At 36.6% G+C, this 21,116-nt stretch carries 19 protein-coding genes and 1 riboswitch; of the genes, 4 read left to right on the forward strand and 15 right to left on the reverse strand.

Annotated features, from left to right (window positions below; all coding sequences use genetic code 11):
- Positions 1–223 precede the first annotated feature (223 nt).
- A complete protein-coding gene (locus GH741_RS16490; RefSeq protein ID WP_153737857.1) occupies positions 224–1,468 on the forward strand; it encodes an MFS transporter in 1,245 nt (414 codons plus the stop codon).
- Positions 1,469–1,523: 55 nt separating this feature from the next.
- Here the strand turns inward: GH741_RS16490 and GH741_RS16495 are convergent, their stop codons facing one another.
- Entirely contained in the window at positions 1,524–1,898 is a 375-nt protein-coding gene (locus GH741_RS16495) for a RidA family protein (RefSeq protein WP_153737858.1), read from the reverse strand.
- Positions 1,899–2,009: 111 nt separating this feature from the next.
- Between GH741_RS16495 and GH741_RS16500 the strand changes: the two genes are divergently transcribed.
- Positions 2,010–2,411 carry a secondary thiamine-phosphate synthase enzyme YjbQ gene (locus tag GH741_RS16500; protein ID WP_338079524.1) on the forward strand — a complete coding sequence of 134 codons (402 nt, stop codon included), beginning with the start codon at positions 2,010–2,012 and terminating at the stop codon, positions 2,409–2,411.
- Between the two features lie 321 nt (positions 2,412–2,732).
- On the opposite strand, the gene arfA is transcribed toward GH741_RS16500, so the two are convergent.
- From arfA to queF, 7 genes are all read right to left on the reverse strand, one after another.
- Positions 2,733–4,217, reverse strand: coding sequence for an arabinosylfuranosidase ArfA (gene arfA, locus GH741_RS16505; protein WP_153738030.1), 1,485 nt, complete (start codon positions 4,215–4,217; stop codon positions 2,733–2,735).
- Between the two features lie 627 nt (positions 4,218–4,844).
- A complete protein-coding gene (locus GH741_RS16510; protein ID WP_153737859.1) occupies positions 4,845–5,195 on the reverse strand; it encodes a DUF2680 domain-containing protein in 351 nt (116 codons plus the stop codon).
- Positions 5,196–5,284: 89 nt separating this feature from the next.
- On the reverse strand, positions 5,285–6,277 hold the full coding sequence (locus GH741_RS16515) for an NADPH:quinone oxidoreductase family protein (protein ID WP_153737860.1): 993 nt from the start codon (positions 6,275–6,277) through the stop codon (positions 5,285–5,287).
- Between the two features lie 50 nt (positions 6,278–6,327).
- Positions 6,328–7,083: a C40 family peptidase gene (locus GH741_RS16520; RefSeq protein WP_153737861.1), complete on the reverse strand. Its 756-nt coding sequence runs from the start codon at positions 7,081–7,083 to the stop codon at positions 6,328–6,330.
- Between the two features lie 56 nt (positions 7,084–7,139).
- Complete coding sequence (locus tag GH741_RS16525) at positions 7,140–7,787, reverse strand: hypothetical protein (protein WP_153737862.1); 648 nt, start codon at positions 7,785–7,787, stop codon at positions 7,140–7,142.
- A gap of 305 nt (positions 7,788–8,092) precedes the next feature.
- A complete protein-coding gene (locus tag GH741_RS16530) occupies positions 8,093–8,731 on the reverse strand; it encodes a queuosine precursor transporter (protein WP_153737863.1) in 639 nt (212 codons plus the stop codon).
- Positions 8,732–8,775: 44 nt separating this feature from the next.
- Positions 8,776–9,273, reverse strand: a complete 498-nt coding sequence (gene queF / locus GH741_RS16535; RefSeq protein WP_153737864.1) for a preQ(1) synthase — start codon at positions 9,271–9,273, stop codon at positions 8,776–8,778.
- Positions 9,274–9,664: 391 nt separating this feature from the next.
- A riboswitch (PreQ1 riboswitch) is annotated at positions 9,665–9,711 on the reverse strand.
- Positions 9,712–9,880: 169 nt separating this feature from the next.
- Here queF and GH741_RS16540 point away from each other — a divergent pair.
- Positions 9,881–10,678, forward strand: coding sequence for a histidinol-phosphatase HisJ family protein (locus tag GH741_RS16540; RefSeq protein WP_153737865.1), 798 nt, complete (start codon positions 9,881–9,883; stop codon positions 10,676–10,678).
- 79 nt (positions 10,679–10,757) lie between these two features.
- Here the strand turns inward: GH741_RS16540 and purU are convergent, their stop codons facing one another.
- The 6 genes from purU to GH741_RS16570 all read right to left on the reverse strand — a co-directional run bounded on the left by purU (position 10,758) and on the right by GH741_RS16570 (position 17,920).
- The gene (gene purU, locus GH741_RS16545; RefSeq protein WP_153737866.1) at positions 10,758–11,657 is read right to left on the reverse strand and encodes a formyltetrahydrofolate deformylase; all 900 of its coding nucleotides are present in this window, start codon (positions 11,655–11,657) and stop codon (positions 10,758–10,760) included.
- A 119-nt stretch (positions 11,658–11,776) separates the two neighbouring features.
- Entirely contained in the window at positions 11,777–12,973 is a 1,197-nt protein-coding gene (locus tag GH741_RS16550) for an aspartate aminotransferase family protein (protein ID WP_240795543.1), read from the reverse strand.
- Positions 12,966–13,769, reverse strand: a complete 804-nt coding sequence (gene argB / locus GH741_RS16555) for an acetylglutamate kinase (RefSeq protein ID WP_338079526.1) — start codon at positions 13,767–13,769, stop codon at positions 12,966–12,968. The genes GH741_RS16550 and argB overlap by 8 nt, the downstream gene beginning before the upstream one ends.
- A 12-nt stretch (positions 13,770–13,781) precedes the next feature.
- Positions 13,782–15,020, reverse strand: coding sequence for a bifunctional ornithine acetyltransferase/N-acetylglutamate synthase (argJ, locus tag GH741_RS16560; RefSeq protein WP_153737867.1), 1,239 nt, complete (start codon positions 15,018–15,020; stop codon positions 13,782–13,784).
- A gap of 12 nt (positions 15,021–15,032) precedes the next feature.
- A complete protein-coding gene (argC, locus tag GH741_RS16565; protein ID WP_338079527.1) occupies positions 15,033–16,070 on the reverse strand; it encodes an N-acetyl-gamma-glutamyl-phosphate reductase in 1,038 nt (345 codons plus the stop codon).
- 687 nt (positions 16,071–16,757) lie between these two features.
- Positions 16,758–17,920 (reverse strand): IS3 family transposase gene (locus GH741_RS16570; RefSeq protein WP_153737868.1). Its coding sequence is split into 2 segments (ribosomal slippage): positions 16,758–17,638 and positions 17,638–17,920, totalling 1,164 coding nucleotides; the frame shifts between segments, so codons are not numbered across the junction.
- A 483-nt stretch (positions 17,921–18,403) separates the two neighbouring features.
- On the opposite strand from GH741_RS16570, the gene GH741_RS16575 reads away from it, so the two are divergent.
- Complete coding sequence (locus tag GH741_RS16575) at positions 18,404–20,455, forward strand: LuxR family transcriptional regulator (protein WP_153737869.1); 2,052 nt, start codon at positions 18,404–18,406, stop codon at positions 20,453–20,455.
- A gap of 99 nt (positions 20,456–20,554) precedes the next feature.
- Here the strand turns inward: GH741_RS16575 and GH741_RS16580 are convergent, their stop codons facing one another.
- Positions 20,555–20,935, reverse strand: coding sequence for a DUF4870 domain-containing protein (locus tag GH741_RS16580; protein WP_338079528.1), 381 nt, complete (start codon positions 20,933–20,935; stop codon positions 20,555–20,557).
- Between the last annotated feature and the right edge of the window lie 181 nt (positions 20,936–21,116).

The following is a 21,116-nucleotide window of genomic DNA, read 5'->3' on the forward strand; positions in this document are numbered from 1 at the left end:
TTGGTTAAGCCACTGTAAAAGTTGTGTAAATTATTATTAAAGGCTACTCCTAACCTATATAAATCAACTCTTAAAAATTGTGAATCTGCTACAATGGGAATAAAGTGAAAATTAAAAATGATATGGAGAATTTAAATGACGATAATAGCTCAATGTAAATTCCAGGATAGCTTCGCAAAACAGCCCAAACAATATAGCCATCAGCTTAAATGGTACATATAAAATGGAAAATCTAAATTTAACAAAAAAATCTATTCTACTTCCCTATTTGATTGTATTTACGGGGTTCTTAGTGTTTGGCTTTTCAGAGAATGTTAGGGGACCTGCAATTCCAAGGATTCAGTCTGAGTTTGCTATCGATGAATTACAGGTCGGAATCCTATTAGCCCTTAACTCCTTTGGTTACTTACTCGCTTGTAGTTTCACAGGGGTGTTAACTACTAAACTTGGGATTAAACTAACATGTCTGCTAGCTTTTGGTTCGATTGCCATATCGGGCGTCTTCATCTATTTTTCAAACAGCTATTTCACATTTTCTTTTTCATACTTTTATATGTATATCGGAAATGGGATGCTTGAAATTGGACTTGCTATTTTAGCTGCAAGAATTTTCACCAAAAACACAGGGTTTATGATGAACCTATCTCATTTCTTTTATGGACTTGGTTCAACAGTAGCCCCTTTACTTGCTACAGGCTTAATGGGGTGGCACGTATATGGCGGAGGAGAGCTCGGATGGAGAGGCATGTATGTTGTCATCCTTTCCTTAGCTATTATTCCAATGATTCCTACTATTGTTGCCAAGCTTCCTGGTAACTCCATATCAGCAGAGGATCGCATGCCGCTAAAAGTTTATGTGAGGGATCCTATTGCATGGCTAATTGTAGGTATCTTGTCACTAGGAGTAACTGCCGAATTATCAATGGGCGGCTGGCTAGTCAACTTTTTAGAAAAATCATATGATTGGAGCTCAACCGCTTCAGCTTCTATGCTGTCTGTATTCTTTTTTTGCTTTATGCTATCTAGGTTGATTCTTGGGTTCATCACAGATAAAATTGGATTTCTAATATCGTTAATCATTTTCTCAGGAGTTGCTGGTTTTTCAGTTATAGCAGCTATTGTGATTGGACCTTCTGCTGTATTTTTATTTGCACTTGCTGGTGTTGGGATTGCGCCAATATATCCAACGGTTATGGCTTTGATAGCTAAACGTTATCCTAACGGAAGTGATACTGCTATTACCTTTACTGTCACAATGATGGGGATTGTTGTAGTGGTAGCTAACTTTTTAGTAGGAGCTATTATCGACCTTTTCAGGCATTGGTTCACTAATTTTAGCGGGGAAGAGATAGGGTTAATTCGAGGGTATCAAGCCGGATTTATCTTTATTGGACTATGCGCCATTTTTTGCTCATTGATAAGTGTTATACTGTATCGCCGTTTGCAAAAAGTAAACCAGATTCTTTAGCTCAAAGAAATTCTCCAATACAAGGAGTATTGGAGAATTTTCTGAATTACATCACTTATCTTTTTGCGATTACATCCATTTCGATGCTAACATCCTTCGGTAGCCTGCTAACTTCCACTGTTGCTCTTGCTGGGTACGGTTCGGTTAAGAATTTCGCATACGCTTCATTAATTGTAGCGAAGTCATCCATATTGGTAATATAGATGGTAAACTTGACAACATTCGTAAATGACAAGTTAGCTTCTTCGAGTACCGCTCCAATGTTTTTCATTACCTGTGTTGTTTGCTCTTCAATACCCTCTGCTATTTCTCCTGTTTCCGGAATCATTGGAATTTGACCAGAAACAAATACAAGGTCTCCCAAATCAATTGCTTGAGAATATGGTCCAATTGCTTGGGGTGCTTGATCGGTTTGTATCGCTTTTACCATAATTTATCAACCTCTCTAATTTGTAAATACTTTAATACTTAAAATTTTAACATACTATTGTTTTTTAGTAGAATAAACAATATCTAGAAAAACGGAAAGGACGTGGATGAAGTGGAAGGTAATTTACAAGTTAAAACGAGTTCTCATTCGCAAATGATTGACATTACGGACAGCTTGGAGAAATGGTTAACAGATAAGGGAGTAAAAAATGGGATACTAATTGTCTCCTCTCTCCACACTACAGCCGGGATAACAGTAAATGAAAATGCTGATCCAGATGTGAAAACAGACTTTTTAAGGAGATTAGACGAGGTCTATCCTTGGGAGCATCCTCGAGATAAACATATGGAAGGGAATACGGCATCTCACTTAAAAGCCAGCACAGTTGGACATGCGCAAACTCTAATAGTCTCAGATGGAAAACTTGTACTAGGTACATGGCAGGGCGTTTATTTTTGCGAATTTGATGGTCCAAGAAATCGTAAATATGCACTAAAAGTGATTGAAGGTTGACTAATAAAAAAACTCGGTTAAAGTAACCGAGTTTTCTTATGTTAGCTTGTCTGATTAATTTATTAATATAAACCCTTACATCTTCTCTCAGGTTAGAGAAAAACCATCTACAAATACTTCATCAAGCCTAAAGTTTTGGGGTGCTACCAACTATAAGCATAGTCAGTATTTTGAGCAAAGCAATCATTCAATTGCTAACCCTCAAAACTGCAGGTGGTTCGTCAACACTAATTGAGTTAAGGTTTAATGAAAACTTGGTAAGCAAGAGGTTACCGAAAGCACATACATATACCCCCTCACCTCAATCATTTACAAAGTTCATTACTTTTTCAATCGGATAACATTCCATGAAGTACGAGATAATCTGACTTCTAGCATACCGTTTTGTAATGTTGACGTTCCGTTTGTATGTGGTGCTACCGATTGATTGTCGGCTGTATTTACAGCTTTTAGGTCATCATTCTCAAGTACAATATGCTCTATTAAACTGTAACCTTCAAAACTTCTAACATCACTTGTTATAGTGATAGCATCATCTAAATTCTTATTCACCATAAAGATTGTTACTTCTTCATTTTCCTCATTATAAACTGCTGCACTATCAATGTACGGCACATCAGTAAAATCTTTACTGTCATACTTTGGAGATGAAATAATTGGTTTCAATGAGATACCTCTGCCATAAACCGATGCGTGCATATAAGGATAAAAAATCGTCTGCTTCCATGAGCGCCCATTATTCTCAGTCATTATTGGAGCAATAACGTTTACCAATTGAGCAAGACATGCCATTTTCACTCTGTCTGCATGTTGTAAAAATGTAATTAACATACTTCCAACAAGTAATGCATCTTCAAAATTATAATGATCTTCCAACTGTGGCGGAGCTATCGACCAAGGCTCAATCCTCTTATCAGCATCATTTGAGTGATACCAAACATTCCATTCGTCAAAGCTTAAGTTCATTGTTTTCTTACTTCTATGCTTAGACTTAATATAATCACATGTTGATATTACTGTTTTAATAAAATTGTCCATATCCATTGTTTTTGCTAAATAATTAGCAGGATCATTTTCTTGATTACCATAATAGGTATGCAGCGATATGAAATCAACTTCGTTATACGTATGATCTAACACAGTTGCTTCCCATTCAGGAAACGTGGGCATGCCTGACCCTGAACTACCACATGCAACTAGCTCAATAGAAGAGTCGACTAGACGCATTGCTTTAGCAGTCTCCCTTGCTATCCGTCCGTATTCAACTGCTGTTTTCTGGCCTACTTGCCAGTCTCCATCCATTTCATTTCCCAAACACCATGTCTTTATATTGTGAGGTTTCTCATACCCATGTGATTTTCTTAAGTCACTCCAATAGGTACCTCCAGAGAGATTACAATATTCAATAAGATTTTTAGCAGCTTCAATCCCCCTTGTTCCAAGGTTTACCGCCATCATAACTTCTGTGTTTGATTTTCTTGCCCAATCAGCAAATTCATTCGTGCCAACTTGATTTGTTTCAATAGTCCTCCAAGCAAGCTCAGTTCTTCTGGGGCGATTTTCCTTTGGACCGACACCATCTTCCCAATTATAACCAGATACGAAATTACCACCTGGATACCGGACAATAGGTACTTGCAAATCCTTCACTAGGTTTATAACATCCCTCCGGAACCCTTGTTCATCAGATTCGGGGTGACCAGGTTCATAGATGCCTCCATATACTGCCCTTCCTAGATGTTCAATAAATGATCCATAAATTCGTTCATCCACCTTAGCAATTTGATAACTTTTGTCTAAAATCATTTTTGCATTCAATTGATTTGCCACTTTTGCATTCCCCTTTATATGTATTTACATTATTGGTTCAGAAAACTATGTTAATTATTCTAATATTTTAATATTGATAAATTTTAACGATAATTCTGCCTCAGACACGAACTATTTACATTTTACACCAGTTAATTGTAAGTGAGACCTCCCCCCTCTTTATCGTAATCGCTTACATTCACCTCAGTAAAAGTTCCAAAAAATCAGGGCTAAATTCGCACTCTAAACTTACTTTTTCAACAAGTACCATTTACACCTTTCTAAACACAATGCCCCTTGTACGTATATCCTTACATTATAATTATATGATAATACTATTGGTACGTATATTCAATGGTTTTTGAAAATATTAATATTTTTCCTTCTTTTAATTTATTAGTTTTATAAATTTAATTGGAACACTGCGGGATCAACTGATGTCAGAGAACCCATATGATGTCCCTACGTGTTCTAGTAATGCTTAATAGTTTGCTTCCTCGGCGCAAGGAAACAAAAAAGTCTATTCATGTAGTACTTTGACTGAGACTGACCCACGTTTTTCCTATTAAAAAAGACTCAATCATTAGCCAGATTGAGTCTTAAAATTGTTTATTTTTGAGTTTCCTACTCGTTTTCCTTATGCTTCTTTTCATGATGCTTATGCATATCCCATTTCGGGATAAATCCATCTTCTTCTATTTTTGAAAAATATGCATCTAAATGTTCCTTCATTTTTAATGCATCCTCTTCCTCTAGTACGCCAAACTCTTGGTATTTGTTAATGATACCTTTACGCTGATTAATTAAATTTTCATAAAGTGTCTCCAGCTCCGTTAACTGCTGTTTTGATAGCTTTACATCTTTAAACTCTGGTTTATGACCGTGATCTTCCTCAGCCTGCATTTGCATGGTTCCAAATCCTAGTACTCCGACCGTCATCATTATAGCCATTACTATAACCAAAAATTTTTTCATTTGTTTTCATCCTTTCCAAATTAGTCACCTTAACTTTTACTATTGGAAAGGATACTATGCACTTGCCTAAAAAAAACCATTTATTCTATTTAATGTATCCTAACTATGGTTCTCCCCTGGATCTTGCCATTCAATATATTGCTCAACGTTTCAGGTAATTCTTTGAACGTAATTTCAGTCGAGAGGTATTCTAACGATTTTGGTTTTAGATCACCAGTCATACGTTCCCAGACCTGCTTCCTTACTTCCATTGGACAATAGGCAGAGTCTATCCCTATTAGACTAACTCCTCTTAAAATAAACGGAAAAACGGCCGTCGGTATAGCTGTTCCACCAGTTAAGCCACTTACTGCCACGGCTCCACCGTAGTTTATTTTACTAAGAATGGACGCTAATGTTTGTCCGCCAACCGGATCAATGGCAGCAGCCCAAAGTTGTTTATCTAGTGGCCTTACCTTATCTTCATACACTTCTTCACGTGAGATAACCTCTTTGGCACCTAGTTCGTATAAAAACGGATGAGCACTTTCTTTTCCTGTACTCGCTACCACATGATAACCAGACTTTGCTAGCATTGCTACTGCCATACTACCAACTCCTCCTGATGCACCCGTCACTAGAACTTTCCCTTTATTAGGTGTTAGGCCAACCTGTTCTAATCGGTAAATGGAGAGTGCAGCTGTAAATCCAGCTGTCCCATAAACCATTGATTCTTTTAATGACATACCTTCTGGCAAAGGAACAATCCAGTTTGCTGGAATCTTAGCATATTCACTATAGCCCCCATAGTGCGATACGCCAATCTCGTAGCTAGTAGCAATTACTTGATCCCCTCGTTTAAACCTTTCATCCTTTGATTCTACAACAATACCAGCTAAATCAATTCCAGGGACAAAAGGGTAACTCTTTACAATTGAACTGTTTGGCGTACTAGCTAATCCATCCTTATAATTTACACTTGAATAATGAACTTCAATTAATACCTCTGAATCTGGTAAATCTACTAGCAATAGCTCGTCCACCCGAGCAGAAAAGTCTTCTCCTTGTTTATCTAGACGGAAGGCTTTAAATGACTGTTTCATTGTATGTATTCCACTCCCTTTCAAAAATCACGTAGCGCAGTTTAGATGCGCTACGTATTAATGATAAACTCAACATCCTCATGTTCATAAATTAATTCAAAGTCGACACTAGCTAGCAAGTTTGTATATAAGTCTTCTGGTGAGTACCAAAGATAATCATTATCTAACTTATAGCTTGCACCATGAAAATAACTTAGCCAGATTAATTTAGAACAGTAGATATGCTCCCAAGGATCTTCTATTGACTGTGACAAATTATAGGAAAATACCGGTTCCTCAATCCCTTGATCCAAGTTATCCTTATACTTTTTCAAATAATTTGTTGCATATTCCACTGCAGCTTTACCATTCTTCTTTGATCTCGGTCTAAATTGTGCATGCACCGGATGTTTATCAAGAAATTGTTGGATTGTATCTTTTCGAATTGCAGGATGACCTCCAGGAGATTCAATTAGATTATCTTTATCAATAACTAATGCTGAATGCCCGATGTAACCTGTCATTGTTTCATTCAAATTATCACTAGCAACTAAAATGTCCCCTGGTTTGAAGTTGCGATCACGGGTACCCAAAGAATACTGTTCGCCGACCGCGGTTGGAAACCCTCTATCTAGATTATATGCAGCTATAATTAAGTGGCTAGGAGATGCTCGATTACTAGTGTGCAAATAAAAAGTATCACCTCTATAAAAGTTTGCCGCTAATTGGTGATCTAAATAAATAGCATAATAATTGAAGGGTATGTTTGATATCTGTCTTATTCTTATCCAATCTTCGTATTGTTCCACTGAAAAATTTCTATCCATTGTTTACCACCGCCCAACACCAATATATTCAAGGGCGGTAAAAAGTGTTAATTAATTTATTTAGACTCACTTCCCTTTTTAAGTCTAGTCTTTCTCCGAAATATACTGAACCAACTTGATTGATAAACGAGATCTATCGTCGTACTTATAACAAACCCGTGTAGTATCACTCCAATAATGGTTAATACTACGATTAAAATATGCGCATAAACAGTCGTTGGCTCAAAATCTGATTGACCAAAAAAAGTTAGTGACATCAAACTAGTCCCCAATGCATGCCAATAACTAGTTAACTTTGATTCTATTAGATAAAGCGGAATGTCAGATAAAAGTAAAATAAGTATGGCAATAGAAGAAACTAAAAACATGTTTTGCTTTTTTAATAGTTTCATAAACGGCATGGTATAGTATTTAGTTATGGTCTTTAATCTAAGCAAATGTAATATTCGTGCAAATCTAGCTAACTGGAACATTGCGTCTAAGGGAATCGCTGCAATTAGTAGGAACGGATTACTTTTAATGTATTGCCATCTGTTATCACTCTTATATAGACGATAAGCAAAATCAACTGCAAATATCCCCCATGTAATCCACACAATAAAGCTATTATATCCGGTATTATTCCAAATTGTTGCGATTGATAAACTGGCTAACAAGACCATGAATAGTTCATAAATGGTTTGTTTATGTTTGAAAATTTTCATGGTAACCTCTCCAAAATCACTGCATTGTGTTCAATAATACTATTATAAAGAAATCTTAGCTTTTAGAACAGCCCAACCACAAAACCACCTCCCATAATTTCTGGAGGTGGTTCCCATCATATAAGTCATGAGGCTCTTTTTCAAAAAATAGAGTTTTAGGTGGGGGATCAATTTGAAATCATATTTCTAGGATTTCCTTCCTATTTGCGTTAGACATTGGAAATCAATCTTTGTTCTGTATTTAATTAGTGTGTCTTCTAGGTAGAAAAGTGGTGTTTCCTTTTAGAAAGAAACACCACTCGTTATTATGATACTTTTATTTCAGACGGATAAGGATAACTACCTTTTTCTTTTTTGCCAAGCTTTACTAACAAATACGTAATTGGAGTATCGACAATCGCTACAATGAATTTAAAAACATATTGAGTTGCAATCATTCCAAGTAGAACAGATGTCGGAACTATTCCCCAAAAGGCAATGGTTATAAAAATAGTTGTATCAACCAATTGGCTAGTCATTGTGGATAGGTTGTTTCGTAGCCATAGCTTATTATCTCCATGCTTTTGCTTTAGACGGTGAAAAATAGAAACGTCTAGGTTTTGACTTACAACATAGGCTGCTAGACTAGCAAGCATGACACGGAAACTACCACCAAGAATAGTTTCAAACTCAGCTTGTAAACCAAAGATTGGTGCCGATGGTAGTTGAATAGCGATAAAAACAAATAATATCGCTATTACTTGGGTAAAGAATCCAGCTTGAACTGTCTTACGAGCCGCTTCCTTACCATATACTTCACCAATCACATCTGTGATTAAATAGGTAACAACATATACAATTGCTGCAGCAGGTAAAATAAAGTTTCCTACACTAAACAATTTCACACCCAAAATATTTGATAGAATCAAAAGACCAACAAATAACGCATTCAAATAAATAAACATTTATACTTCCCCTTTTCAATCCGGAGATAACTTAGCTAATCCTCTTATCTATTATCAATTTTCTCAGGATACATATCGTGATTCATCATTCGGTGATCTGCCATTTGTTCGAACTTAGTGCCAGCCTTGCCATAGTTGCAGAATGGATCAATTGATATACCACCACGAGGTGTAAACTTACCCCATACCTCTATATACCGGGGGTCCATTAATTCGATTAAATCATTCATAATGATATTCATGCTATCTTCGTGAAAGTCACCGTGGTTTCTAAAACTAAACAAATATAGTTTTAAAGATTTACTCTCTACCATTTTTTGATCTGGAATATAGCTTATATATACCACCCCAAAGTCAGGCTGACCTGTTTTTGGGCATAGTGTTGTAAATTCTGGGCAATTGAATTTTACAAAATAATCTCGATTTGGGTGCTTGTTATCGAAAGACTCTAAAACTTCAGGGCTATAGTCGAAAGAATACGTTGTTCCTTGACTTCCTAATAGTGATAGATCTTTTAAATCTTCATCTCTTCTTCCAGCCATATAAATTCCTCCTTATTTTTAGCTATTCAAAACCAAAGACTAATTTCTTAGTTATGTTGTTGATTTAAAATACGACTAAATATACCGCTTCGGAAATACACTACGCTTTCCGCGGGTGGCTGTTGAGCCTCCTCGTGCTACGCACTGTGGGGTCTCACCTATGCCTTTCCATCCCGCAGGAGTCTCCGTGTATTTCCTTTGCTCGTATAGTGTTGTGCTTGACAACTACATTAAATCCAACATCAGAGGGAGTGAACTCCCCGAAAATAAAACCAATATTCTTCCGTCAATGTTGATTCAGGAAGAAATTCAAGTTTTAATCCAACTTAGAAAACAGCCAAATAACAAAAAAGACCACGCCCCTAAGGGACATGGTCTATGATCACATGATATGTCCTTAGTTTTTTATAGAGGGTTTAAGCTAAGAACCTCTGCTTTTATGTGTAATTAATAATACTCGATTTATTATATAGACGACAGTAGTAGATGTCAACTAGAGTTTTTTGTTTCTGTTCATACCTCGATAAATGATAGAATAATATTTAGAGAAATTAAATTATATAGCTAACCTATAAAATTTAGATTTTAAAAGGCGGCGGTTCTATTTATGTATATGATTGATTACCACCATCATACCGATAATTCATTTGATTCCAAGGCAAAGATGGAGGAAGTGTGCGAGCAAGCGATTAAAAATGGGATTAAAGAGATTTGTTTCACCGAACATTACTCCGTTAACCCTGTAGCACCTACCTATGGACATATGGATTTCAGCAGATATCTCGGTCAAATTAATTATTGTCGAGAAAAATATCATAAATATCTCACTATTAAAGCTGGTATTGAATTATGCGAACCCCACTTGTTAAAAGGTGATTACGAAAATAAATTAAGAAAAAACGAATTTGACTTCATTCTTGGTTCCATTCACAACATAAACAATCAAAAACTACGAATCTATTTAAAAGATAAATCCGCCAATGAAGTATATCGTGGTTATTTTAGCGAATTGTACCAGTTAGTAGCCCATGCAGATATCGATGCTCTTGCGCATTTTGATTTAATGAAAAGATATGCTGTCAAGACAATTGGTACTTATAATTTTGATGATTTCAAAGAGATAATTGCAGCTATCTTGGAAAAAGGAATTGAGAGAGGCATCGGAATTGAAATAAACACCTCTGGTTTAAATAATAAACTGCTTGAAGAAACATTACCTTCAATCGAAGTTCTAAAGCTTTACAAGGACCTTGGAGGTGAATTACTTACGATTGGTTCTGACTCCCATCGCGCGCATACTGTTGGTGCATATCTGGGCGAGGCGATTTCATTGGCTAAACAGGCTGGATTCACTCACCTTTTTACTTATGATCAACGAACACCCAAAGCAATTAAGATCAGTTAAAATATTCACATGTTTAAGGGTTTCAGCCAATTGGTTAAATACAAATGGAGTCAGTTTAGAACTGACTCCATTCACTGGATTAAAATACAATTGTTTTGTTTCGATCAACAATTATTCGGTCTTCAAGATGCCATTTGATTGCTCTAGATAATACACTACGCTCTATTGATTGACCAATTTTCTTCATATCTGCCGCATTATCCTTGTGGTCCACCCTACTTATGTCTTGCTCAATAATCGGTCCTTCATCTAAGTCATTCGTAACATAATGGGAGGTTGCACCAATTAACTTAACTCCACGGTTGTATGCTCGTTCATATGGATTTGCTCCGATAAATGCTGGTAAAAATGAATGATGAATATTTATAATATAATTTTCATGCTGAGCAACAAATTTTGGTGTTAATATTTGCATGTATCTTGCTAAAACAATCACATCAACATCGTATTTCTTTAATAACTGTAATTGTTTTTGTTCCACTTCTTCTCTAATATCCTTATTCGCTGGAATGTAGTAATAAGGAACCCCTAAGGATTCGACCATATCTCTAGCTACTTCATGATTACTTATTACCAGGGAAATATCTGCCATTAAATCTCCACTTTGCCATTCCCACAGGAGTTCTAATAAACAATGTGGTTCTTTCGAAACAAAAACGGCCATTTTTTTAACTTCAAATACGTATGTAAATTTCCAATCCATATCAAAGTTGTTTGCAATTAATTGAAAGTCCGTTTCCAATTGATTTGCCTTTTCTTTTAAATTAGGACACTCAAATTCAATTCGAATAAAAAATTCGCCACCCTCTGGATCAGCAGTGTATTGGCTTGACTCAATGATATTTGCTTCATGGTCATATAGGAATTTTGATACAGTAGCAACAATACCCGGTTGGTCTGGGCAATTGATTAACAGCCTAGCTCTATTCTTGTTTTGGTGTTTGTAATTATCAATCTTTTCCTTTATATAAGCTTTCATACGAACCCCACTTTACTAATTTCTATCTACTGTATGCTATTATTCAGATATATTCAAGTTAACAACCCTTGTATTTTCAGACTAATTACAAAAAATCCGAGCGATGTGGCCCGAATTTTTCAATTTCCCATTTGTTTAAGTATTGCTTCAAACGAAAATAGAAACTGGTCCATTTCCACTTGTGTTGTCGTTAAAGGGGGGAGTATCCTTACAACATTAGGTCCCGCAACAAGAATTAAGAGGTTGTGTTCTTCTCTTGCCTTCGTGACATAATCAATTGCATTTCCCTTCACAACTATTCCAACAAGTAACCCTTTGCCTCGAATAGTGTCAATTTGGTCATATTTATTCTGTAACAGTTCAAGTTTAGAAACTAGATATTCACCCATTTGCTCAGCTTTGTATGCAATATCATTGTCTACCATATAGGTAATCGTTGCTAGACCTGCTGTCGTCGCTACAGGGTTACCACCAAATGTACTACCATGCGAGCCAGGTTCAAATGCTGCGGCAACCTTTTCTTTGGCAATAATAGCCCCGATAGGAATGCCACTACCTAAACCTTTCGCTAAACTGATTACATCGGGTTCAATTCCATATTGTTGATAAGCAAACAAGGATCCGGTCCGTCCCATACCTGTTTGGATTTCATCGATCATTAAAAGAATATCGTGTTCTTCGCACAAGCTTGCGACCTTCTTCAGCCATTCGGGATTAGCAGGAATGACTCCTCCCTCACCTTGAATAACCTCAAGCAAGACTGCACATGTGTTTGGTTTAACCAATGAAGATAAAGCTTCCGAATCATTATAAGGGAGATAACGAAAGCCTGGCATTAGTGGTGCAAAGCCTTGTTGAATTTTTTCCTGACCTGTAGCTGCTAGTGTAGCAAGTGTTCTACCATGAAATGAACTACTAAAGGTAACTATTTCAAACGACTCTGTTCCTTTTACCTTTTGAGCATACCTTCTAGCTATCTTAATTGCCGCTTCGTTTGCCTCTGCGCCACTGTTACAAAAAAACACTTGATCCCCGCAACTATTCTGAACGAGCTTTTCAGCTAGTTTTATTTGAGATGGTATTTCGAACAAATTGGAACAGTGCCAGAGCTCTTGTAATTGTTCTTCCACTTGTCCCTTTACAAATTCAGGAGCATGGCCAAGGTTGCATGTGGCAATTCCGGAAGTATAGTCTAAATATTCCTGGCCTTTATCATCCCACACAAAACTTCCTTTCCCTTTTACAAGTGTTAACGGGAAGCGATTGTACGTATGCATGACTGGATCAACTTTAGTTGAGAACATATTTTCAGACATAACGAGTCTCCTTATCTAAGGTAATTCTAGTACCAACAGCTCTTCCATTCATAAATTGGATCAGACCATCAACTTCCAACCCATTAACAATAGATACCTCTGGTACATTATGCGCCAAGGCCTTCAAAGCGGATTGCACTTTGGGAACCATTCCACCTTGTATGACGTTATCTTTAATTAATTCTTCTATTCTTTGTTTACCAATTTGGTGTAAAGTAACTTTCTTGCCGTCCTTCTCCACATATATTCCAGATATATCACTGATAAAACATAATTTTGCACCTAATGCCTGTGCAATCGATGATGCGGCCATGTCAGCATTAATATTGTATCTTTGACCGACCTTATCGATTCCTAGTGGAGAAATTACTGGAATAAAACCTTGGTTAATTATCTGGTTAATAATTTCGGTGTTTACGCTCTCTACTTCACCTACATACCCAAGTGAAGCAGCCTCGCTCGTTGGAACAGCACGTAATAAGGCTCCATCAACCCCACTAATCCCGTACCCACTTCCACCTGATGTCATTAATTTGCGGACAATTTGTTTATTCATCAACCCACTTAAAGCCATTTCTACAATATCTAATACTTCATTTGTTGTTACTCTTAAGCCGTTGACAAAGGTTGTTTCCACACCTAATTTTTCTAAAAAAGACCCAATTAACGGACCACCACCGTGGACAATAATTGGCTGCCATTCACCGTTTTCATGCAACTTCACGATATTTTCATAAAACGATTCTGGCAATGCATCGAACACACTACCTCCACATTTAATCACTACATAATTCACAAAAGGTCCTCCCTAGGTACGATATGAGGCATTAATTCTTACATATTCGTAGGACAAGTCACAGCCCCATGCCGTTGCACTACCTTGACCATTCCCAACTCCCGCAAAAATGGTAATCGTATCTTTTAGTAGATAATCTTTGGCTGCTTTTTCATCAAATGCGAATGGCATTCCATTTTCTACTACTTTAATCGGTCCTAAAGATACGCTCACTTCGTCTGGGTCTAGTTGTTGTCCACTATAACCAATTGCAGTAATAATTCTTCCCCAGTTTGCATCGGCACCATGAATGGCAGTCTTTACAAGGTTAGATGAAATAATAGACTTACTAATTGCTTGAGCTGCCTCTTCACTTGAAGCACCGTTGACCTGAACCTCAACCAATTTAGTCGCGCCTTCTCCATCACGAGCGATTTCCTTTGCCAGTAACTCACACACAAGTTTTAATGCCTCAAAGAATGTGTTCCATTCTGGATGACTTTGGGAGAGAGCGTTGTTTTCAGCCTTTCCATTTGCTAGAACTAACACCATATCATTGGTACTCGTATCCCCATCAACAGTAATCATATTAAAAGATTTGTTTGTAATATCCTTAAGAGCAAGTGATAGAGTTTGGTCATCTATATTAGCATCTGTAGTAATGAAACTTAGCATTGTCGCCATCTTCGGGTTAATCATTCCTGAGCCTTTTGCAACACCACCGATAGAGACTTCTTTTCCATCTATCTCAAACTGTACTGCCACACCTTTTTCACGTGTATCTGTCGTTAAGATTGCCGTTTCAAACCGTGAAGCTTTATTGTTTTCTTGCTCGTGGATTCGATTAATACCTTCACTTATTTTATCCATTGGTAACAGCTCTCCAATTAACCCTGTTGAAGCAACTGCTGTGTGAGTCTCGGAAACATTCATTTTTTCGGCAAACAATCGTCTCATCTGATATGCATCTTCCAACCCCTGCATACCTGTACAAGCATTGGCCACTCCAGAGTTAACTAATAAAGCCTGTATCTTGTTTTCCTTTGCAATACTTTCCTGGGTTACTTTTAGTGGTGGGGCTTGAAAAAGATTTGTCGTGTAGACTCCCGCAGCTTGAGCAGGAACATCTGAGTAAAGCCATCCGAGATCAAGCTTCTTCTTTCTGATTCCACAATGAAGGCCGCCTGCAGAAAAGCCTTTAGGAGTAGTAACATTCCCGTCCGGTACTAGATATACCTTTTCCTTTGTTGCTAATTGATTTTCATGTTTCATATTGGATCCTCCTTAAGGATAAATCGGTAAATAGTTTAAACCAGTTGTAACATCCCAACCGTATAATAAATTCATGTTCTGAATTGCTTGCCCTGATGCACCTTTTACTAGATTATCAATGACAGAGATTATAATTAGTTTTCCTGTTCTTTGGTCTGAATGGAAACCAATATCACAATAGTTACTTCCATAGACTTCTTTCGTAGTGGGAAGTGTACCCTCAGGACGAATCCTTACAAATGGGTGATTCTTATAATATTCTTTATATATATCAATGATGTCTGCTGTGCTTTTCGTTTCAGTTAAATCAATGTAAATCGTGCTCATAATACCGCGAGTCATTGGGACAAGATGGGTCGAAAAGGTAACCTGGATATCCTCACCACTTTGCTCCTGTAAAGTCTGTTCAATTTCAGGTATATGTTTGTGCTCTCCTAATTTATAAGCTTTAAGGTTATCATTAGTTTCAGAGTAATGTACGTTCAAAGATAAACTTCTACCAGCTCCTGATACTCCAGTTTTCGCATCAATTATAATGGAGTTGTTATCTGTAAAGCCCTGTTCCATTACTGGTATTAAAGCTAATAATGTAGCCGTAGGAAAACAACCTGGGTTTGCTATTAATGACGCACCCTTCACTTGTTCTTCGTAAATTTCACTCAGACCATAAACAGCTTTGTCTATGTAGTTTTGGTCAGCTGGAGATGACTGGTACCACTTTTGATAGGCATCTGGTGATTTCAGTCGGAAATCTCCCGACAAATCAATACACTTTACTCCCTTTTCTATGAAACTAGGTATAATGCCTTTACTGATATTGGATGGTGTCGCAAAGAATACTAAATCGATAACTTCACTCAATGCGTCTATATCGAGTTCTTCCATTTTTATATTTATTAAATCAGTTGTATGTGGATATACATCAGAAAGTTCTACACCACTTTGAGAATGTGAAACAATCGCTTTTAGTTCTGCATATGGATGATTATTTAAAAACCTGACAAGTTCTACTGCACCATATCCAGTTCCACCAATGATAGCTATTTTCACTATTTTTTCACTCCTAACAACACGTATGATTGGTTAATTATTATACTTTATTATGTATTTTTATACAATACCCTTTTATCAAAAATCATTTACTTTAGCAAAAAAAATTTCTAATGGCTATTTTCTAATAAAATTGTTGTTTATGGCATAAAATCCATAGACTCCGACGTAACCATCTGACTTCCTTACGGTCTTTATGGGAATAGTGCTATTTCGCCGCTGCGGAAAAACACTCCCTTTCCATGGGGAACGCCTCAGCCTCCTCGCTCGTAAAGAACACTCACTGCGGGGTCTTCAGACTGTTCCTTTCCCATAGGAGTGTCGTATTTTTCCTCCGCTTTGAGTAGCTCACTGTTCAAGGGTGGATCCTTGAGACAATAAATTCATGGGTTTTTTCTTTAATAAAAAAACACTACTACTAGCGTAGGCGGAATCCATGGACATCTCGAAAATACCTGGGTTACTCGTCGCATGAGAACTTTGTTACTTTTCACTCTAGAGTCGATTGTCTAAACCACAATCAACCATTTTAAGTATTTAGCTCTGGTTGGTTTAATGTAGTAGTTATCAAACACAACACTATACTAACGCAGGAAATACACGGAGACTCCTGCGGGAGGGAATGGCATAGGTGAGACCCCACAGTGCGTAGTGAACTGACTTAGTAAAATGAGACAAGCAAAGCACCTATGCTACCTTTGCCCTGAATGCAACGGGGGAAAGGCAGTCAAATTTTGCAAATGGTCGTATAAAGTTGTAATAATACATGTAAGATTCTATTTTTTCTAGTACAATAGAATTTGTAAGTCGCACCTTCTGGTGTGTGTAGAATTCTTCCGACTTTATGGTGGAGTGGAAGGATTCAATGACGGCATTATCAAAGCAATTACCTTTACGGGACATGCTTGTGATAATGCCTTTTTCTTCAGCTAAGTTTTGAAAGTCATAGGAAGTGTACTGTGCTCCCTGGTCACTATGAAGAATTAGATTCTTCGTTTCACGTCCATTACAAGCTGCTCTCAATGTTTCTAATACTAGTTCTTTATCTTGTCTATCACTAATTCGATAAGCAACCACTTCGTTGTTATACAAATCCATGATAGTTGATAAATACATCATGGAATTGCCAAAGGGTAAGTAGGTGATATCAGTAACCCACTTTTGATTGAGGCGATCCGCCTTGAAGTTCTGCTCCAATAGATTTGGGACAATACATCTGCTCACACCAGCGATTTTTGATTTTCTTTTAGGTTTCACTCGGCATTGAATATTGTATTTTTGTATAATTCTTTGAACAGTATTTCGGTTCACTTTTACATGAAAGTCTTCCTTTAATAATTTTTTAACCATTCGGTGTCCTACACGGAATTTAAGAGATTTACAAATATTAATTATTTGTTGTTCTAACTCTGTCGGTTTCCATGACTTTTGTGCCCAACGATAATAAGTAGCTCGCGCAACCCCTATACAATCACATATCATGGTTACAGTGTAGACATTCTTTAATGACTCAACAAGTTCAAGAACTATTTCTGGGACCAACTCCTCTCGATTTCCTGGTACTTTTTTAAGATTTCATTTTTAATTTCTAAATACTCAACCTTCTTTTTCAACTGATCTATTTCACTTAGTTTTTCTGACCCTTTTCGGAAGTAATACGGTTGTCCTGGTGGTTGAGAAAGTCGATATTCTTCCCCTGATCTATACCATTTCATCCAACGCTTGATTTGAGTCTTATTACGTATTCCTAACTGCTCCATAATTTGTTGGTTTGTAAATTTTTCAGATAACTTCATTTCAATAGCCCGACGTTTTATTTCTTCTGAATACACATTTAGCTTTTCTCCCATGAAAAAACTACCTCCTAATGTCTTTTTAATATATATACGACTTAGGGGGTGCTTTTTCCTCTGTCTCATTAAGTTAGGTCCCTTCATAGCACGAGGAGGCTCAACAGCCACCCGCGGAAAGCGTAGTGTATTTCCGTAGTGGTGAAGAGCGTGGTATGTTACGACGCTTTTTACATCAACTGTGGAGCTTAATAAGCAACAAACTTATGAATAGTCTTTCTAACAAACACGTATCAGTAATTGATCGCAGATATAGTAATTAAATGATTAAACAACAATAAGGTCTGACCGTATTTTCAATCACACCCTTAAACTACTGCTTTAGTTTATTAATTTTTTAGCTATTATAATCACATTCATTTAGTTATTAGGAATACAATAGGAAAGACACTAACATTGACGGAATTATTTGACAATTTTAGCACTTATACCTATAGTTATAGGTAGGGAAAATGTACCAACGCAAGGTAAAGGGGGGTTATTTTGCCAAAAAAGAAAAATATAGAAAACCATATCAATAGTGGAAGTTATCAGTCCATAATTACACAGGAAGAACATAATTCATTTGTTGGCAGGGAAACCGAACTAGCTTTATTCAATCAGTGTCTTGATGAAAAAGAAAAATCAATGAAAATCCTTAACATATATGGAACTGGAGGGATTGGTAAAACCTTTCTATTATATGAATTTAGTAGAATAGCAGAAAATAAAAATTGTTTATTCTTACATTTAGACAGTCGCGATTTTATTCACACTCCACTTACTCTTGCAGAAAACCTCCTAATTCAAATAAATTCCAATTCAGAAAATCTCAACGACTTTGAATCACTAACACTACAAAATTGTTTTCAAGTACTAAGAAGCCTATCAATGAAATTAAAAGTCGTCATTGCTATTGACTCTTACGAACAGATGGGAGATCTTGACCGATGGTTTCGAAATGTTTTTCTCCGGCAGCTACCTGAGAACATAGTCATCATTTTATCTGGTCGTAAACGTTTAAAAGGTGAATGGGAGGAATCTCCCGCTTGGCGAAAACTAATTAAGCAACTAAAACTTGAAGATCTTAATTATGATCAGACAAGATCGTATCTTGCAAACTTAAAAATTAAAGATGAGTTCTTAATCAATACTATATGGCTTTTTACAAAAGGACACCCATTGACTATTTCCTTGGCCGCTCTTAATGTGGAGCAAACTGACTCACTTCCAGCTACTATTAATATCGAAGATGAAATTTCAAATATATTAATTGAATTGACTAGAATATGGCTACAAGAGGTTCGTGATCAAGAATTAAGTAATGCATTGGAAGCTGCAGCAATGCTTCGATCCTTCGATCAATCTAGTCTTTCCTACGTGTTAAATCAAAGCATTTCCATAGATATTTTCACAAAACTAACCACTTTATCGTTTGTAAGAAGACGGAAGGGCGGATGGGCAATTCATGATCTAATTCGAGATGCTATCAGAGTTGAGTTAAAAGGTAGAGATCATCAAACATATCAATTATTAAACCAACGATGTGCTTGGCTATATCATTCCAAAGTAAGTCAAACGAATTCTGTTACTGATATTGCAGAGTTTTTTTATCACCTTGGTGATGAGTTTATTAAGTCTACTTTTTTTCAGAATGGTATTGATCCTGACTTGTACCTGGAACATGTAGGAGAACATAATATCATCGAGGTGAAAGAATACTTCGAAAAACGACAAAAAAATATTGCGGCAAATAAGGTACATTATGTTAATCGTGAAACTAGCAGTAGTTATGATTATTTTGTTTCGCAATACCATAATAAGAGAGAGTCAGAGTTAGTTGATTTAAACTATGTAAATCTAATGGGACATAATGTGGCCCGCCTACTAAAAAATGATAAGGAAGAAACTATCGGTGTTTCTATTGTCATCCCAATTAATGAATCCACCTTAGAACAGTTATCTAGCCAGCCTGTTTCTGCAAGTTTTTTTCAAAGCTTGAGTGACTCAGAGCTTAATGACTATGCCGTACCAAGTCATCAAAACTCCGGATATTTTATTAGAATGCTCGATTGCTTAGATCCTGCAGACACTTCTGCGAGGTCTTTTCTCCTTTATAACTTATTTCCATTGCTACTTTCAGGAGGGAGAATTGTAACATCTACACCTTTACCATTTTTCCAGCGACTCTTAAAAAGCTTTGGATTTAAGGAAGTACCGAATGCGACTAATTACGATTTCGGAAAAGGCTACCCTTCACCTTCCTATATTTTAGACGTTAGAGGACAGCAGCTACTGAAGTACTTAGGATCATTTGCCCAAAAACGGGATACAAATGATCGGATGCAGGAATTTAGTGGGACATATTCTTTTACAGACCGTGAAAGAGAAATCGTAAAGCTCATCCTTGATGAATTTAGTAATGCAGAGATTGCTAATCGATTATTTGTTGCAGAGGTAACAGTAAAGAAGCATGTTAGTAGAATATTAAAAAAGGTACAGGTTAAAAATCGAGCTCAGCTTATAAAAAGGCTAATGGAAGTTAATTATTTTTAATAGAGTTAAGGTAGAATTGCGATTATGCATTCTACCTTAACTTTTGTTCTATCTAAGAATAACAATTTAAAACAGTAAAGCTTCTCGATTATCGTTTTACTACTTAATTAAACTTATTTTTCCTAGCATTGGCAATTGCTTCATTTCACCTTTAGAAGCGTTAATTATGCCCATAATCGCTAAAACTAACACTAATATGTTTCCAATTGGAAGGATAATTAACCATCCAAGAATCGGTACGATGGTACCTACCACGTTAACAGCTAAGGCTAATAAGAAAACGTTTAGTCCTTGATTAGCATGATACATAGCAAACTTTGATTCCTTAGCAGCTAGAAGCGGGATAAAGAAAATAAGATAAGCTAAAATACCCATGGCTTTATTATCTTCTGCATCTTTTTCCTCTTCACTTAGAGCTGGATCTACTTTTTTCTCTTCTTTTTCTTCTTCATTCGTTTCTGTATTTAAATTTTCTGTCACTTCGACGACCTCCTTAATACGTTATTTATTAAAGAATATTTCTTGATGCATACACTTTTGTACTATTACTATGTGATTCTAAAAACTAGCCCCCTGAAAGGCTACTTGATGATGGGTCTCCACCATCTTTAGACTACCTGATTAGCAGTCTATGTATAAATGAATAAGCGACATAAAAAAG

The organism is Aquibacillus halophilus, from assembly GCF_009649745.1.
Classification (GTDB): Bacteria; Bacillota; Bacilli; order Bacillales; family Amphibacillaceae; genus Aquibacillus; species Aquibacillus halophilus.